The organism is Neobacillus sp. BP17 (genome assembly GCF_059579525.1).
Window position 1 is genome coordinate 5,274,354 of sequence record NZ_CM184198.1, and the last position, 15,819, is coordinate 5,290,172.

Genomic DNA, 15,819 nt, shown 5'->3' on the forward strand with positions numbered 1-15,819 from the left:
CTGTATGCCTGGTTTTTATCTTAATCCGTCCAACCCCTTGTGGTATGATGGAATAAAATTTATGAAGGAGTAATCCGCCATGATTCAATATGAATGCCTCCACCACGTGAGCCTATCCGTGACCAATTTAGAAAAGGCCAAGCATTTTTATAGCAATATCCTCTGTTTAAAAGAAATCCAGCGCCCGAATTTTGATTTCCCTGGTGCTTGGTATGATATCGAAGGACAACAGCTCCATCTCATCGTCGATCCTGCCTCCCAAACCCTTCGCCAAGATAAGCGCCTAAGCAGCCGTGAAGGTCATTTTGCCCTAAGAGTAAAGGATTACAATGCCACAGTGAATTGGTTGAAAGATAAGGGTGTTGAATTACTCGAGAAACCCAAGAGCATGAGTGGCTTTGCCCAAATCTTCTGTGCAGACCCCGATGGGAACCTCATTGAACTAAACGTTGACCAAGCAGACCTGTAGGTAAGCCAAAAGGAGAAGTGCCCGAACTTCTCCCTTCTTATTTTATTCCATAAAAATCATAATCCCTGCTACAACGAAGAACAACGAAAGCAGATAGCCGAAATCTTTCACTGCTAGTTTAGTTGTTTGATAATAGGTTCTGTCCCTTGTACCTGTAAACCCACGCGCCTCCATGGCAATCGCTATTCGTTCTGATTTTCTTATGCCCTGCGTAAACAGTGGCAAAGCATACCTCATAAACGCTTTCCAATTATTTCTTTGCCGGTAACCTCTCACTTTATGAGCTGTCTTCATTTGGTTTAGTTCCGATTGGAACAACGGGATAAAGCGGAACCCCGCTAATAGTCCATACGCCCATTTAGGTGAAAGTTTACATTGATGAATTAAACTCATGATGAACAACGTGATGTCGGTGGTGGAGGTGAATAATAAACCATACGTGACAAACGCTAACATCCGTAAGGCGATGGTTAAGCCATGATTTACACTCTCCACCGTAATATGGAACCAGGCCCCTTTCCAAATCGTTTCTTCTCCTTCTCCAAAAGCAGCTATCATCCAAAATACAAGAATGAAAAAACCTAAATAAGGCAAAAGCCTTTTGACAAGATACGTCATTCTCCATCCGCCTAAAAAAATGCCAATCAATAGCGCAAGAAACCAAATCAAAAAAGTCACCGTTGGATTGGAGATGGCCATTAAAAGAAACATCACGATCAAATGAGCGAACAACTTACAAGCAGGATTGAGTGCAGCTAGGAATGAATCATTCGCCTTCATACCAAAACACCCTCCCTTCTTGCATGCATCAACTGGTAATGGAGTGGTGGAATCAACGCACTTTCACAATAATTACTTGGATCTGAAAATAAACCATAGGGCGTTCCTTGATAGGATACTCGTCCCTTATTGAATAGAAGGACTTGATCAGAAAAACGATCGACCACATCCATATCATGGGTTACCATCACAATGGTTGTTCCCTGTTCCTGTCTCTCTTTGAGACGTTTAATAAGCTCTCTCGCTGTTTTTTCATCCTGACCAAAGGTTGGTTCATCAAGCAATAGCAAAGCTTGATCGAACAATAACATCGTCGCCACACTTAACCGCCGTTTTTGTCCTAGACTCAGGGTAAAAGGGTGTGCATCCTGGTACGGTGCCAATCCAAACTCCTCTAACAATCGATTGGTTTTCGAGCGAACCTGCTCTTCCGGCCAATTTCGCTGGCGGCCGCCAAAAGCCACTTCGTCAAAAACCGTATCGGTAATGAATTGATGTTCTGGATTTTGGAAAACAAAGCCTGCCTGCTCAAATAATTCTCGGTCTGTCCATTTTTTTAGTTCCTCACCTTGAAAGTAAATTCTCCCTTTTTGAATCGGCTCCAACCGGATCAGACTTTTTAAAAAGGTGCTTTTCCCACTCCCATTTTCTCCGACAATGGAAATCCATTCCCCTCTATGGATTTTCACCTCTATATCACTGATGACGGTCTTCTTCCCATAGCCAATTTCAACATGTTCGGTGCGGAGTAAACAATCGCCTTGTACGAGCGGTTTCGTTTTTACTCCATTTTTAAGTTTGATAGATAGAGGGTGCGAGGGATCTTGAACGATCTCCTCCCATTTATGAGGAAACAACTTAGGACGCCAAATCCCCGCATCTTTCATTTGTTGATTAAATTGGAGCAGCATCTCTTTTGGTTCCCCATCCCCAATAATCTTTCCATGCTCATCAAGGATAATGACTCGGTCCATCCATTCGATGCAGCCGTCAAGGACATGTTCGACAAAGACCATCGTATGGTTGGTTTTTTCGGCTAAATGTCTCAATAAACCAAAGATCTCATTCCGGCCAGCAGGGTCGAGTTGAGCGGTTGGTTCATCAAAGAAGAGGACGTCTGGTTCTAATGCAAGCAAACACGCTAACGCCAATCGTTGTTTCATCCCGCCTGACAGCTTTTCAATCGGTGTTTTCTTATCTACCATCAGCCCTACTTTTTCCATCAAATCCGAGATCATTTGATCCATTTCGTTACGAGGAATCGAACGGTTTTCCAGACTAAAGGCAATTTCTTCATCGACACGCAGCATGCAAAACTGGGAATCAGGATCTTGAAACATCACTCCAGCAGATTTCCGGATGCATACTTCACCGCTGACCTCTGCGTCCAAATGCTCAGGGATAATCCCAGCAAGAGCAGAAATCAATGTAGATTTTCCACTCCCACTAGGTCCAAGGATTAATACCTTCTCCCCTTGATGGATGGACAAGGTAATATGATTGAATATTTTTTCAGAGCGGTTATAAAAACGAATCGAAAGATCCTTACAACCCAGAAACATTGACATTGTCCTTTTTTCTTTTTTCCTTCATCAACTCATATTGCTCTAACACCCCTGTTTTTGCGAGTGAATCGACAACGACCTTCGCTAATCCACCACCAAGAATCATACCGCTGATGACATGAATTCCTAGTGTCATCAAAAAGACTTCCAGTGTGTAATAACCGAAACCGTTGGCGATTAAGTTATAAATCATACTGCCAATCGCTGCAAAAGCACCTGATAGCATTAAAGTAAAGAGGTTATACCGTTTATATCCGAATAGGGCGAAGGCAATTTCTGAACCAATCCCTTGAAAAACACCTACTAACAGGGCCGACAGACCAAAATGACTTCCTGTTAATAACTCGACGGCAGCCGCTGCTACCTCTGCAATAAATGCCGCTCCCGGTTTTCTGATAATATACGCGACGATTGGACTGGCAATCACCCAAATGCCAAACATAAAACCCGCGCCCACCGGCCCGACAATGGCTGAAATCGGAATCCACAGCGTCGACCATCCTAAATAAATCACTCCACAGGCCACCGCTAGAATCACAGCAAGAACAACTTCTTTCATCTTCCACGTCTTCATTTCACGACCTCCATTTTCACAGGCCATTCTTCTAGTTTATAAGCCATATCCCAGAACATATATTCCAACTGACAACTGATGAGGAAATGTTCCTTCATTTTTTCCTTTTCTTTCTCCGTTGCGGTCTTAGCCCACTCATCGATCCGGGCACAGAATTTTGTCGTAATCGAATCGGTCCGGTTTCCATAAAAATGAATCCAATCATAAAAAGGATGGGAGCGATCTGGATTCACTTCCGTTAATAATCTTTTCCCAATTTCCCAATACGTCCATGGACATGGCAGCAATACCGCTAAAATTTCCCCTAATGTTCCTTCATGCGCAACCGTAAGCATATGACGCGTGTAATGAAGGGCTGAGGGGGCTAACGGATATCCCTGTAATATCTCGTAGGGAACACCAGCTACTTGACAAAAGTTATTATGTGGATGGATTTCACTGTTTAATATAAATGAAATCTGCTGATTAAACATATCCATTTCTTCACGATTCTCACACTTAGAAACTGCGATTCCATAGATGCGAATAAAGGAATTCAAATATTCAAAGTCCTGTTTCACATAATGAACCAATTGTTCTTTTTGTAACTCCCCATCAGCGATCCCCCTGACAAAAGGATGTTCAAAAATTGCCTCAAAAATCGGATTAGCTTCTCTTCTTAGTTCTGCTGAAAAACTCATATATTTCTCCCCCTTATTTGTTTTATGGGAAGACACTAAATGGAACGGCTAACGGTTCGAACACGAAAAAACCGCTCCAAAAATGGAGCGGCAGAATAATAGTATTTATCCATACACAGACTCCACTTTCCTACGCTAGTATGAACTAGATCAGGTTCAAAGGGTCCAAGATTATTCTTGTCTCAGCCGCCAAACGGCTCCCCTAGTGGTCTTCCTATAAATTTAATATTCACTCTACACCCGCTGGTTAATGTTGTCAATCAGTTAACAGCTAAAGGATAAAAATAGACCAAACGTCCTATAGAACAAGGAGACGCCTTCTCCTTTTCCCCCACTATACTTGCTTAACCACAGCCTTATGTTCTAATCGACGAACTAATTTATAGAACCCTAATAAGATGAGGAGGAGAAAAGGATTGATCATGATGGAGTGATACAAGCTCCACCAACCATAATGGAAATAACCCCAAGGCTCTGGTAATAAGGTTAAAACCTCATAGATCACAATTCCTACATTCCAAGCTAAAAAAAAGGACAATTGTTTCCATAATGGTCTTTTTAAAGGATAGACATTTAAAAAGATAAGATTCACAGGTGGGACTAAACATAAATACACAAGCAAGGCCTGCCAATCCACACCCTTAGTGAAGTACCAGTACCCCTGGTATTTCAAACTGATAAATACATCAAACATCAGTTGGAATAAGGTTGTAAATAACCAAATCTGCAGCATCTCACTTCTGGTTAAACGTTTTTTTACTTTGATTGCAATGAGATTAAATAAGATCACTGCTATAATAATCCCGACCATTTAGTTAACTCCTTAGGCATCAATATATATAAAATTTCCATTTTTAGTAAAAAACATACCTCTCCACCACTCTAACTTCCAATTATTTACCAGTAAATGTCGTAAGTCTCGTAAAACATGTCATAAGCGTCCGGAAATATGTTATAAGGTTCAAAAAATAGGTCATAAGTCTCTGAAAATAGGTCATAAGTATCTAAAAATAGGTTCTAAGCGCAGGAATAGATGTTATCTTGGTAACTAACCAAAATATTCCCTCTACCCTCTATTACCATTTAAAAAGAATAAGAACTTTTTTCTTCCTACCCCCAAAATCTCCACTTTACTATCTAAGTCTTTGAATATGGTCATTTTCTGTCGAAAAATCTGGCCCGCTATCTGCTGGACATTATGTAAAATATAAATCTATTAATATAGAACAACACTACACCTAGAGGAGGAATCTATGTGAATCGAATGTTTAGGTGGCTGGTTAGGTCACTATTTGCTCCTGTCACCGGAAATGCCGGAGCGGTGGCAAGCACACTTGGTTTTTTCTTAGGGTTTTTGCCTTTAGATAATATAAGAATACCGCTATTAGTAGTTCTTTCACTTTTGTTACGTCTAAATATCATCGCCTTATTCCTGGGAACGTTGATACCTATTTTCATTCCAAAAATGAATCATCTACCCATCCTGGATTTAAGTAGATTAGAAGATACCTGGTTCATTTCAACCTTAAAATCGAAAATACAACTTTCACAATCGATTGCCCCTGCAATCCTAGGCGGCCTGATTGGTCTTGTTTGCTATTTTTTCTTCCATTGGTTTTACAATTTAGGGTTGAAAAAGAGAGAGCGGAATCAAGACCATGTTTTTCTTGATCCTGCCAAAAGACGCTGGTCGATTATCAAACGAATGGGTGCAGGCTTTGCCGCTTTAATGATTTTAGTGTCGACGATTTTTATCGAAAGCCTGAATAACAACCCAGAGTTTCCAGCACTGCAACTCGATAACAGCGCAGCAAAGAGCGGGATTGAACCAATTAATATAAGTTTTAGTGAAGAACAACTCGCTGCTCAGGTTCAAAAAACAACGCCTTCCCTTGCTAGTCAAAAAGAAATCGGGGAAGTGAATCAAAAACAAGAAGTTTATGGTTTTTACGTCGATTGGGACAAAAACAGCCGCACTTCTTTTAAAAAGAATATTGATTCGATTACCACATTAGTACCGGGATGGCTGCAACTTACACATGGCCTTACCCTAGAAACCCGCACAGACAAGTCGATTGTTGATCAGGCCAAAGCACATAAGATAAAGGTTCTCCCCTTAGTAAATAATTTCACTAATAATAAATGGGATGGCGAAGTACTGCACCGTTTATTTACCACTCCTGGTGCGGAAGATCTATTTATAAATAAGATGCTGGACTATGTGAGAACAAATGACTTTGACGGAATCAATATCGACTTTGAAGACATTCAGCCCAATGATAAAAATCACTTCACGCGATTTATCGGCAAAGTTAATAATGCCTTTCATCAACATGGTCTTATGGTTACACTAGATGTTCCGCCGGACAATGATAGTTTTAACTACGCTGCTCTATCAGCAAATGTGGATCGAATGATTGTCATGTTATATGACCAGCACCATTCGATGAGTAAACCTGGACCTGTGGCACCAAAGGATTGGGTTGAAGAGAATTTAAACCAGCTCCAAATTCCATCGGAAAAATTGATTGTGAGTTTGGGCAGCTTCGGATACGACTGGGAGGAAAACTCCGGTCAGCCCGCCAAAACAGTTGCCTTCGGCGATATCATGGATTTAGGAATAGGAACCAACCTTCAAATCCAGTGGAATAAACAAACAAGCAACCCCTATTTACGCTACAAATTAAACGGGAAAAATCATACCGTTTGGTTTTTAGATGGGGCTACTTTTTATAATCAGATGAAATTATCAATCGATCATGGTTCAAAAGGTATCGCGGTTTGGCGCCTCGGTTCTGAAGATCCTTCCATCTGGAATTATCTGAATAAACCAAAGGAAATAAACGATCCAACCAATGCCCTTAAAGCCTTGGTCAGCCCTAATCCTGTTCACTTTACAGGTGCGGGTGAAGTTTTAAAAATTGCTTCTCAAACAGAACAGGGGAACAGAACAATTCACTTGGATGCACAAGGGATGATTCAAACCGAATCGTATGTTAAATTGCCGCAACCAATTGTTGTAGAACGGTATGGAAAACCGAAAAGTAAGGAAATCGTCCTTTCCTTTGATGACGGTCCAGATCCAACCTATACTCCACAAATATTAGACATTTTGAAAAGGGACCATATCAAAGCCACCTTTTTTATCCTTGGTGAGAACGCGATGCAGCATCCACAATTGGTGAAAAAGATGTATGAAGAGGGCCATGAAATTGGCAACCATACCTTTACCCATCCGAATATTGCATCGATCACACCGGAACAAACAAAAAGGGAACTCAATGCTAATCAGCGGTTGTATCAAGAAATTACAGGCCATTCGATGACCCTTTTCCGTCCTCCATATGCTGCCGATGCGGAACCAAACACGAAGAGTGAACTGGAGCCGATCTTGCGGGCACAGGAGATGGGATATACAACGGTCGGTGAATTAATCGATTCGGATGATTGGCAAGGACTTTCTAGTAAGGAGATTCTCCAGCAGGTATTGAGTCAGCTGCAAGATGGAAATGTGATATTGATGCACGATGCCGGCGGTGACCGCTCCAACACGGTAAAAGCCTTGCCGATGATCATTAAAGAGCTCAAACAGCGCGGCTACACCTTTTCTACCATTGGGGATCTGATTGGAAAAAGTGATCGTCAAATTATGCCTGAAGCTAATCAGGACAACCCTTATTTAGTCTATGACAAGGCAGTATTCAAAGTCCTCCAAGGCTGGAACTTAGGATTAAGCTTTCTCTTCTACTCAGCGATCGTGATCGGAATCCTGCGACTAGTTGTCTTCGTTTTCCTTTCAAGAAAGCAGGTCAAAAGGTATAAGGAAACGGAGATTGACCCTGACTTTACCCCGTATGTTAGTGTCGTGATTGCTGCCTATAACGAGGAAAAAGTCATTTGCAAAACCGTCGATTCGATTTTAGCGAGCGATTATCCTGCTTTTGAAATCCTGGTTATCGACGACGGTTCAAAGGATGATACGGCGGCTGTTGTGGAAGAGACTTATGGAGACCATCCACTCGTCCGATTAATTAAAAAGACCAATGGCGGGAAATCCTCCGCTGTCAATCTTGGCTTTAAAGAAGCAAATGGGGAAATCGCCGTGGCACTTGACGCGGATACACTCATCGCTAAAAATGCGATTTCCTTGCTTGTGAACCACTTTAAAAATGAAAATGTCGCAGCCGTGTCAGGGAATGTAAAGGTCGGCAATAAAGGGAACCTCCTGACAAACTGGCAGCATATCGAATATGTGACCGGCTTTAACCTCGAGAGAAGGGCCTTCGCCGCCCTCAATTGCATTACCGTTGTACCTGGTGCCATCGGCGCCTGGAGAAAGACGGCGGTAGAGGAAGCAGGATATTTTCAAGAGGATACCCTCGCCGAGGATACGGATATCACGCTCACTCTGTTACGCCAGGGGAAAACGATTGAATTCGAAGAAAAAGCGTATGCCTATACAGAAGTGCCTGAAGATCTTAAAAGTCTGGCCAAACAGCGTTACCGTTGGGTGTATGGAACCTTACAATGCTTATGGAAGCATCGCGGGGCTTTATTCAATAAAAAACATCACTCATTAGGTTTTGTCGCGCTTCCAAACATGTGGCTGTTTCAGTATATCTATCAAACCATTTCGCCGATTGCCGATTTATTGTTCATTATCGCTCTTTTTAACCCGCATCCGGAAAAAGCGGCGATTGGATTTATCCTATTTTACTTGCTGGATTTCTGTACCTCTCTCTATGCGTTTCGATTGGAAAAAGAAAGTCCAAAGCCGCTCGCTTCATTGTTTCTACAACGAATCTTGTACAAACAGCTGATGACGTATGTGGTGGTAAAATCCATCTTCTCAGCCATCAAGGGAGTAACCGTTGGTTGGGGCAAACTAAAACGCAAAGGCAATGTAACGCAGGAAACTTCAATTGTGAAGGTTCACGAAAATATGTAAATTCGTTTAGGTCCTTCCCATTTTGGGAAGGACCTCAGATTGTAGACAAAAGGCATTCGATGAGCTTAATCGATTGCCTTTTTATGTTTTTTTTGCTCGTAAGAGCAAAATTTTGACCATTCCTATACCTTTATCTAGGCCATTTCTGGACTTTTCCATGTCCAGTTGGCCATCTTTTTCAAATTCATGGCAGCAAAAGTAAGCATCGCTTGCATGGACAATTTTTTTAGGCCTCTTAAGGTTGTCCAACGCATACCATGCTTTTCTTTAGCATCCGCAAAGACACGTTCAATTGTTTCTTTACGTTTTGCGTAAATGCTTTTGTTCTCTTGTGTATGACGAAGATGATCGGCTTCTTCTATGTAATGTTCCCACACATGCCGCTCAATCAATTTTTTATGATCTTTACTTTGCGTGCATTCGGAAAGTAATGGGCAACTTTTACAATTAAGAGGATTTGAAAAGTATTGACGCTTTCCATTCTTCGTCGTCGTTGCATATCTCAGAATTTGTCCTTCCGGACAAATATAACAATCGTAGTATTCATCATAAACATACTCATGTTTTTTCATATAACCATCCTTTGTACGTGGACGTGTATATGGTAAAGCAGGAGTCATATCATTTTCAAATACGAATTGAGCAATAGCAGGTGTTTTGTATCCAGCATCAGCAGCAACAGCTTCAGGTTTCCCGTGTTTTTCGATGATTTTCTCAAGTAGTGGCTCGAATATGACGCTATCATGGATATTCCCTGGAGTTACAATTGTGCCAAGGACAAAACCATTTCGATCTGAAGCCGCATGAAATGAGTATGCGAATTGTTTAGTTCGCTCGTCCTTTACGTAATAACCACTTTCTGGGTCAGTAGTACTTTCTTTAATTTCTTTTAATTCCTCTTTATCGAATTTATCTGGAGAAAATGGATTTTTTCCGTGATCTTCGCGGTCTTTATTAATCTCGTCTTGTAAACGTGCTTCATAAGCTTTCGATTCTTTTCGGACAACTTTCTTCTCGAATTTGCGCTTATTCGCACTAGCCTTAACGTGTGTGGAATCAATAAATACGTGTTCGCTACTAATCAATTTCTTGTCAGAGGCTTCCTTCAAAATACGGTAAAAAATCTGTTCAAACAAATCTGTATCCTTAAAGCGCCGCTCGTAGTTTTTACCGAATGTTGAAAAGTGTGGTACCTTGTCATTAAAACCAAAGCCAAGAAACCAACGATATGCCATATTAGTTTCGATTTCCCCAATGGTTTGACGCATGGAGCGTATACCGAAGGTATATTGGATGAAAGTCATCTTAATCAATACTACGGGATCGATACTTGGGCGTCCCCGTTCAGATGAATACAAATCTTGAACGAGTGGGTAAATAAATGAAAAATCAATTGTAGCTTCAATCTTTCGAACTAAATGATTCGCAGGTACAAGCTGATCTAAAGCTATCATTTCTATTTGGTCACGATTCATCTGTGTATTTTTAGTTAGCATTTCATCCACCTCATTTATATGTCTGTATCTTAATTATACAAAGGGCTGATATAAAGGTCATTAATGATTTTATAACCCTGTTGATTGGAGTGGAAGGCGGCGAAGACTCCTGCGGGAGTACGGGACAGGGGAGACCCCGCAGACGCTGAAAGCGTCGAGGAGGCTCCCCGAACCGCCCGCGGAAAGCGAAGCCGCCTGGAACGGAAATCAACAGACTAGTTTAATGTAGCCACACAAAAAAGACTGTCGATTTAAAACCCGAAATCCTTCGGATTTGTCGACAGTCTGAGGTCCTTCCCATTTTGGGAAGGACCTTTTTTTATTGGTCGTTAAGCTGTTGATTAAGGGGCCGCACTTATCGGTTGGGGATCAGGTTACGTGCTTGAGCCGATCAATAGACGGAAAAATTCCGCCTAATTTGAAATTTTAATAAAAAAAAGCTTAAATAGACGGAGAAATTCCACCTATTTACTAGAAAAACGTGAAAGTGGGGGATTTTTCTTTGCATAACCGGAAAATCTCCGCTTATCCCCCCCGAAACGAGCTCCATTTTACATTTAACCGGAAAATCTCCGTCTATTTTACTTTTGCAGATTACTAGATTAAGAAAGACAAGACATCATATTTAAAGTCCAAGCGAATCTCATTTAGAGGCATTACTAGGTGGTTGGATATTGTATTCCTAATAAAGAAACTCGCCAATTACGGATTGGCGAGTTTTACTTTTTTATATGTGGCGATCCTTTTTGAAAGAATTACATTTTCAATTGTTTTCTTTCGCAGCCTTACGACTAGCTGCTCTTTCTTTTGCCGCTTGAGATACTTGTTGTCCATGGTTGGTTTTTGTTGTGGCTGCGGCAGCTGCCTTAGAATTTGACTTCGCGGCTGTAGACGTTGATGGTTTTGCACTTGTCGCTGGATTTGTTGTTGTTGCAGGATTTGTGCTTGTCGCTGGCTTTGTTGTTGCCGCAGGCTTTGCGCTTGTCGCTGGATTTGTGCTTGTCACGGGCTTTGTTGCTGTTGCAGGCTTTGCACTTGTTGTATTAGTACTTGGCTTGGTAGTAGTACTCGGCTTCGTGGGTGCAGTCTTTGTTATCGGTGCTTTCGTACTTTTCACAGATACTGTGGTTGCAACAGGTGTTGGTGTCTCACTAGTTTTCGTTTTATAGCTGAGCTTTTTCGTATTTAATTGAACGGCTGTTGCAGCCAGGTTGCTATTTTTTAAAGATACTTGGGTCACGGCATGATCATGGTCTTTCACAGTCGTTGTTGGTGTCGGATTGTTTTTTTCTGCTTGTTTCAAAACAACCGCTTTTTCTCGGTCAGCAGATATCGGTAAAGCCATCTCTTTGGCTAATCGTTTAAGAGGTTGTTCGGCCAACAAAGCGTTGGCGACAGAAAACGTAACAGCTCCCGCTACTACCATGGCAAGGGCACCCTTGGATATTTTTTTCATGTTATTCCCCTCGTGTACTTTTATGTGAATTCATATCAAGATAATTCGAACGAACCCAATTGACTTATGGGGGTAACCAGGATTTTGGAGTCTATTAAAATAGCTTTTTTATAAAAAACTAACTTTCTCGGAGATGAATAAAGTGTTAACTAGGAATCGTTACCTCGGACTCCTTTTTTCTGGGCTTATGGGCACAATTAGCTCCTATTCGTTACCTTCAGCTCCCTTTTTTCCGGGCTCACGGGCATCATTAGCCTCTATTGGTTACCGCTAGCTCCTTTTTTCTTGGCTCACGGGCATCATTAGCCTCTATTGGTTACCGCTAGCTCCTTTTTTCTTGGCTCACGGGCACCATTCGCTTCTATTGGTTACCATTGGCTCCTTTTTTCCGGTCCACCCCACACTACCTAAAAAAAATGAAACATTCCTGTTGACAAAACAATAAATTTTATATAATAATAGTTATGTAATTAGAATTAATCTAATTTAGTATATTATCTAAATAAAATTTTAAACCCATACTTAGGAGGAAATTCACTATGTCATTAATCGGAAAAGAAGTAAAACCATTCACAGCAAATGCGTACCACAACGGAGATTTCATCACTGTAAGCGAAGAAAACTTTAAAGGTAAATGGAGTGTTGTTTGCTTTTACCCAGCAGATTTTACATTCGTATGCCCTACCGAACTTGAAGACTTGCAAAATGAATACGCAACGCTAAAAGATCTTGGTGTCGAAGTATATTCTGTTTCAACTGATACTCATTTTACACATAAAGCATGGCATGATACCTCTGAAACAATCGGTAAAATCGAATACATTATGATTGGCGACCCTTCACAAAAGATTTCTCGCAACTTCGATGTACTAGACGAAGAAGAAGGTCTTGCACAACGCGGTACTTTCATCATCGATCCAGAAGGCGTTGTACAAGCTGTTGAAATTAATGCAGACGGCATTGGCCGTGACGCAAGCACGCTTGTTAACAAAATTAAAGCAGCACAATATGTTCGCAACAATCCAGGTGAAGTTTGCCCGGCTAAATGGCAAGAAGGTTCTGCAACACTTAAACCAAGCCTTGATCTTGTAGGCAAAATCTAAGCAGCACATATAACAACATTCAAAGGGAATTGGAAGCTTCCAATTCCCTTTTTAAGTACATAATATTTAAATCGTACAACGTCACACTTCTTTTTATGGTCAAAAGTGATAAAGTATTTTTCACTTGACTGATAATGAATTTTATATGATAATAATTATATAATTAGAATTATTATCAATAAGATCACAGGAAAAATTTAAGGAGTGAGAGATTAATGATACTAGATCAAGATATAAAAGCTCAGTTAGAACAATACCTTCAATTAATGGAGGGAAACGTACTGCTTAAAGTTAGCGCAGGAGCAGATGACGTTTCTCGTGACATGCTAGCTTTAGTAGACGAATTAGCCAATATGTCTTCTCAGATTAAAGTAGAGAAGACTGAATTAGAAAGAACACCAAGCTTTAGTGTAAATCGTATCGGCGAAGATACAGGCATAACTTTTGCTGGTATTCCTCTAGGACACGAATTTACCTCGTTAGTGTTGGCTCTATTGCAAGTAAGCGGCAGAGCTCCGAAGGTTGATCAAAAAGTCATTGATCAAGTCAAAGCAATTAAAGGTGACTATCACTTTGAATCTTATATCAGCCTAACCTGCCACAATTGCCCTGACGTGGTTCAAGCATTGAACATTATAAGCGTTTTAAATCCTGGTATTTCTCACACCATGATTGACGGCGCGGCCTACAAAGAAGAAGTAGAAAGCAAGGACATCATGGCGGTACCAACCGTTTTCGTTAATGGGGAATCGTTCGGCAGCGGCCGGATGACACTTGAAGAAATCCTTGCCAAAATGGGCAGCGGAACAGATGCAGCGGAACTTTCTGATAAGGAACCATTTGATGTCCTTGTCATCGGAGGAGGCCCTGCTGGTGCCAGTGCGGCTATCTATGCAGCACGTAAAGGCATCCGCACAGGGATTGTGGCGGAAAGATTTGGCGGCCAGGTGATGGACACCATGGGTATTGAGAACTTTATCGGTACGAAATATACAGAGGGTCCTAAACTAGCAGCAAGTCTTGAAGAACATGTCAAAGAGTACAATGTTGATGTGATGAATTTACAGCGTGCAAAGCGTTTGGAGAAGAAGGATTTTATTGCCGTCGAACTCGAAAACGGAGCTATTTTAAGAAGTAAGAGCGTCATTCTATCAACAGGTGCCCGCTGGCGAAATGTTGGCGTCCCAGGTGAAGCAGAGTTTAAGAACAAAGGTGTCGCCTATTGTCCACATTGTGATGGTCCATTGTTTGCAGGAAAAGACGTTGCTGTTATTGGCGGCGGTAATTCTGGTATTGAAGCAGCTATTGACCTCGCAGGCATTGTTAATCATGTAACTGTTCTTGAGTTTGCGCCAGAGCTGAAAGCTGATTCTGTCCTGCAAGACCGTCTATACAGCCTGCCTAATGTAACGGTGATCAAGAATGCTCAAACAAAAGAAATTACCGGTACTGACAAAGTAAACGGCATTTCTTATATTGACCGTGAAACAGGCCAAGAGCATCATGTTGAACTGCAAGGTGTGTTTGTACAGATTGGTCTAGTACCGAATACAGATTGGCTAGGAGAAACACTTGAACGAACTCGCTTGGGTGAGATCATTGTGGATAAGCATGGGGCAACCAGCCTACCTGGTGTGTTTGCAGCCGGCGATTGTACGGATAGTGCCTATAAACAAATTATCATTTCAATGGGATCAGGTGCTACTGCAGCTTTAGGTGCATTTGATTACCTTATCCGTCATTAATTTCTTAAACGAAGGGAAATTGGCTCTAGTCCAATTCCCTTTTCTTTTGAAAAATAACTCTATCAAACTATCTTGCCGTATGAGGCAGTATACTCCTTGCCTTTTTAATAAAAACAAAGGATAATAGCCCGATGATCGCCATATAGATCTCAATGACCCATAGGTTTTTAAGATGTCCTGTTTGGTAGAATGCGAGTGGGAAGTCAATTGCTGCATGAAAGAGAATCGCATAGACCACATAGGAAAATTTCTTTTTAACGACGGCTAATAATACAAATAAACTAAAGGCGATTTGCAGGAATACAGCAAAAAACCGCTCCAAACTGCCTAATAAATAAAAGGAAACTCCTTGATTTACGATCGTTTCTTTCATCCCTGCCAACTGATCAGCTGGAATACTCCCTGCTAAGGATGATTCAAATGTTCCCGAATTAATCATAAAAGCGAAGATCAGGTTTGGCACAACCGTCATCAGCACTAACAAAACCGCTTCTATACCTCCCCAGCCGATTCCAAACGAGATCCCGCCTTTGTAATCATGAAATTTTTTCAGGGGCCAAATAAATAATAGAAACCGCGCCGGCTCTTCAAATAAGCCCGCTGCCATGCCGCCGTATAATCCAAATAACCAGGGATGGTCCGCATAATTCGGAAAGTTTGTGATAACAACGACATGCAATACTTTTTCTAAAATCTGTGTTGCGACGACAAACCCAAGAGCGCCAATAACCACCGGCTTTACAGCAATCCCCGTTTTCTTTCTATAAACCAAAATCAATCCGACAAATAAACCAATGGAAACCACAATCGGGACAAACATCGAAATAATCGTTGCCGTACTTACCATTTAACTCTCCCCTTTTTTGTATCCGTTAACTTAATTATTATCATTCTTAATAATGATAATAATAAGGATGTAAATTACTGTCAATACTTTTTAGGAAATTTCTCCGTTTGTACTGGGTAATTACGTTTATGGCTCTTTGAAGGCATGATAAAAGGG

12 protein-coding genes and 1 riboswitch are annotated in these 15,819 nt (G+C 41.2%); of the genes, 4 read left to right on the forward strand and 8 right to left on the reverse strand.

What is annotated here, in order from left to right; translation table 11 throughout:
- The first annotated feature begins 79 nt into the window (after positions 1-79).
- A complete protein-coding gene (locus AC4QJR_RS25715; protein WP_496524660.1) occupies positions 80-469 on the forward strand; it encodes a VOC family protein in 390 nt (129 codons plus the stop codon).
- A 42-nt stretch (positions 470-511) separates the two neighbouring features.
- On the opposite strand, the gene AC4QJR_RS25720 is transcribed toward AC4QJR_RS25715, so the two are convergent.
- The 5 genes from AC4QJR_RS25720 to AC4QJR_RS25740 form a co-directional block, all read right to left on the reverse strand.
- Positions 512-1,249 (reverse strand): energy-coupling factor transporter transmembrane component T family protein, encoded by a 738-nt coding sequence (locus AC4QJR_RS25720; RefSeq protein WP_496524661.1) that lies wholly within the window; start codon positions 1,247-1,249, stop codon positions 512-514.
- Positions 1,246-2,817, reverse strand: a complete 1,572-nt coding sequence (locus AC4QJR_RS25725) for an ABC transporter ATP-binding protein (RefSeq protein WP_496524662.1) — start codon at positions 2,815-2,817, stop codon at positions 1,246-1,248. Before AC4QJR_RS25725 ends, AC4QJR_RS25720 begins: the two co-directional genes overlap by 4 nt.
- Positions 2,795-3,388 carry an ECF transporter S component gene (locus AC4QJR_RS25730; protein ID WP_496524663.1) on the reverse strand — a complete coding sequence of 198 codons (594 nt, stop codon included), beginning with the start codon at positions 3,386-3,388 and terminating at the stop codon, positions 2,795-2,797. The genes AC4QJR_RS25725 and AC4QJR_RS25730 overlap by 23 nt, the downstream gene beginning before the upstream one ends.
- On the reverse strand, positions 3,385-4,068 hold the full coding sequence (gene tenA, locus AC4QJR_RS25735; protein ID WP_496524664.1) for a thiaminase II: 684 nt from the start codon (positions 4,066-4,068) through the stop codon (positions 3,385-3,387). Before tenA ends, AC4QJR_RS25730 begins: the two co-directional genes overlap by 4 nt.
- 110 nt (positions 4,069-4,178) lie before the next feature.
- Positions 4,179-4,282, reverse strand: a riboswitch (TPP riboswitch).
- A 120-nt stretch (positions 4,283-4,402) separates the two neighbouring features.
- Positions 4,403-4,879 carry a hypothetical protein gene (locus tag AC4QJR_RS25740; protein ID WP_496524665.1) on the reverse strand — a complete coding sequence of 159 codons (477 nt, stop codon included), beginning with the start codon at positions 4,877-4,879 and terminating at the stop codon, positions 4,403-4,405.
- A 444-nt stretch (positions 4,880-5,323) separates the two neighbouring features.
- Between AC4QJR_RS25740 and AC4QJR_RS25745 the strand changes: the two genes are divergently transcribed.
- Positions 5,324-9,016 (forward strand): polysaccharide deacetylase family protein, encoded by a 3,693-nt coding sequence (locus AC4QJR_RS25745; RefSeq protein WP_496524666.1) that lies wholly within the window; start codon positions 5,324-5,326, stop codon positions 9,014-9,016.
- 134 nt (positions 9,017-9,150) lie between these two features.
- On the opposite strand, the gene AC4QJR_RS25750 is transcribed toward AC4QJR_RS25745, so the two are convergent.
- Together AC4QJR_RS25750 and AC4QJR_RS25755 are read right to left on the reverse strand one after the other, a co-directional pair.
- Entirely contained in the window at positions 9,151-10,512 is a 1,362-nt protein-coding gene (locus AC4QJR_RS25750; RefSeq protein ID WP_496523958.1) for an IS1182 family transposase, read from the reverse strand.
- A 763-nt stretch (positions 10,513-11,275) separates the two neighbouring features.
- Positions 11,276-11,968 (reverse strand): hypothetical protein, encoded by a 693-nt coding sequence (locus AC4QJR_RS25755; RefSeq protein WP_496524667.1) that lies wholly within the window; start codon positions 11,966-11,968, stop codon positions 11,276-11,278.
- A 539-nt stretch (positions 11,969-12,507) separates the two neighbouring features.
- On the opposite strand from AC4QJR_RS25755, the gene ahpC reads away from it, so the two are divergent.
- Both ahpC and ahpF read left to right on the forward strand, forming a co-directional pair.
- Positions 12,508-13,071, forward strand: coding sequence for an alkyl hydroperoxide reductase subunit C (gene ahpC / locus AC4QJR_RS25760; protein ID WP_098573889.1), 564 nt, complete (start codon positions 12,508-12,510; stop codon positions 13,069-13,071).
- Positions 13,072-13,286: 215 nt separating this feature from the next.
- Entirely contained in the window at positions 13,287-14,816 is a 1,530-nt protein-coding gene (gene ahpF, locus AC4QJR_RS25765; RefSeq protein WP_496524668.1) for an alkyl hydroperoxide reductase subunit F, read from the forward strand.
- 67 nt (positions 14,817-14,883) lie between these two features.
- Here ahpF and AC4QJR_RS25770 read toward each other — a convergent pair whose 3' ends face one another.
- Positions 14,884-15,663 (reverse strand): YhfC family intramembrane metalloprotease, encoded by a 780-nt coding sequence (locus AC4QJR_RS25770; RefSeq protein WP_496524669.1) that lies wholly within the window; start codon positions 15,661-15,663, stop codon positions 14,884-14,886.
- Positions 15,664-15,819 lie beyond the last annotated feature (156 nt).

Bases quoted from the DNA above. Each gene is read 5' to 3' on its own strand.
- AC4QJR_RS25755 (WP_496524667.1), bottom strand. From the start codon at position 11,968: ATGAAAAAAATATCCAAGGGTGCCCTTGCCATGGTAGTAGCGGGAGCT.
- AC4QJR_RS25740 (WP_496524665.1), bottom strand. From the start codon at position 4,879: ATGGTCGGGATTATTATAGCAGTGATCTTATTTAATCTCATTGCAATC.
- AC4QJR_RS25750 (WP_496523958.1), bottom strand. From the start codon at position 10,512: ATGCTAACTAAAAATACACAGATGAATCGTGACCAAATAGAAATGATA.
- AC4QJR_RS25720 (WP_496524661.1), bottom strand. From the start codon at position 1,249: ATGAAGGCGAATGATTCATTCCTAGCTGCACTCAATCCTGCTTGTAAG.
- AC4QJR_RS25770 (WP_496524669.1), bottom strand. From the start codon at position 15,663: ATGGTAAGTACGGCAACGATTATTTCGATGTTTGTCCCGATTGTGGTT.
- AC4QJR_RS25730 (WP_496524663.1), bottom strand. From the start codon at position 3,388: ATGAAGACGTGGAAGATGAAAGAAGTTGTTCTTGCTGTGATTCTAGCG.
- ahpC (WP_098573889.1), top strand. From the start codon at position 12,508: ATGTCATTAATCGGAAAAGAAGTAAAACCATTCACAGCAAATGCGTAC.
- ahpF (WP_496524668.1), top strand. From the start codon at position 13,287: ATGATACTAGATCAAGATATAAAAGCTCAGTTAGAACAATACCTTCAA.
- AC4QJR_RS25725 (WP_496524662.1), bottom strand. From the start codon at position 2,817: ATGTCAATGTTTCTGGGTTGTAAGGATCTTTCGATTCGTTTTTATAAC.
- AC4QJR_RS25715 (WP_496524660.1), top strand. From the start codon at position 80: ATGATTCAATATGAATGCCTCCACCACGTGAGCCTATCCGTGACCAAT.
- tenA (WP_496524664.1), bottom strand. From the start codon at position 4,068: ATGAGTTTTTCAGCAGAACTAAGAAGAGAAGCTAATCCGATTTTTGAG.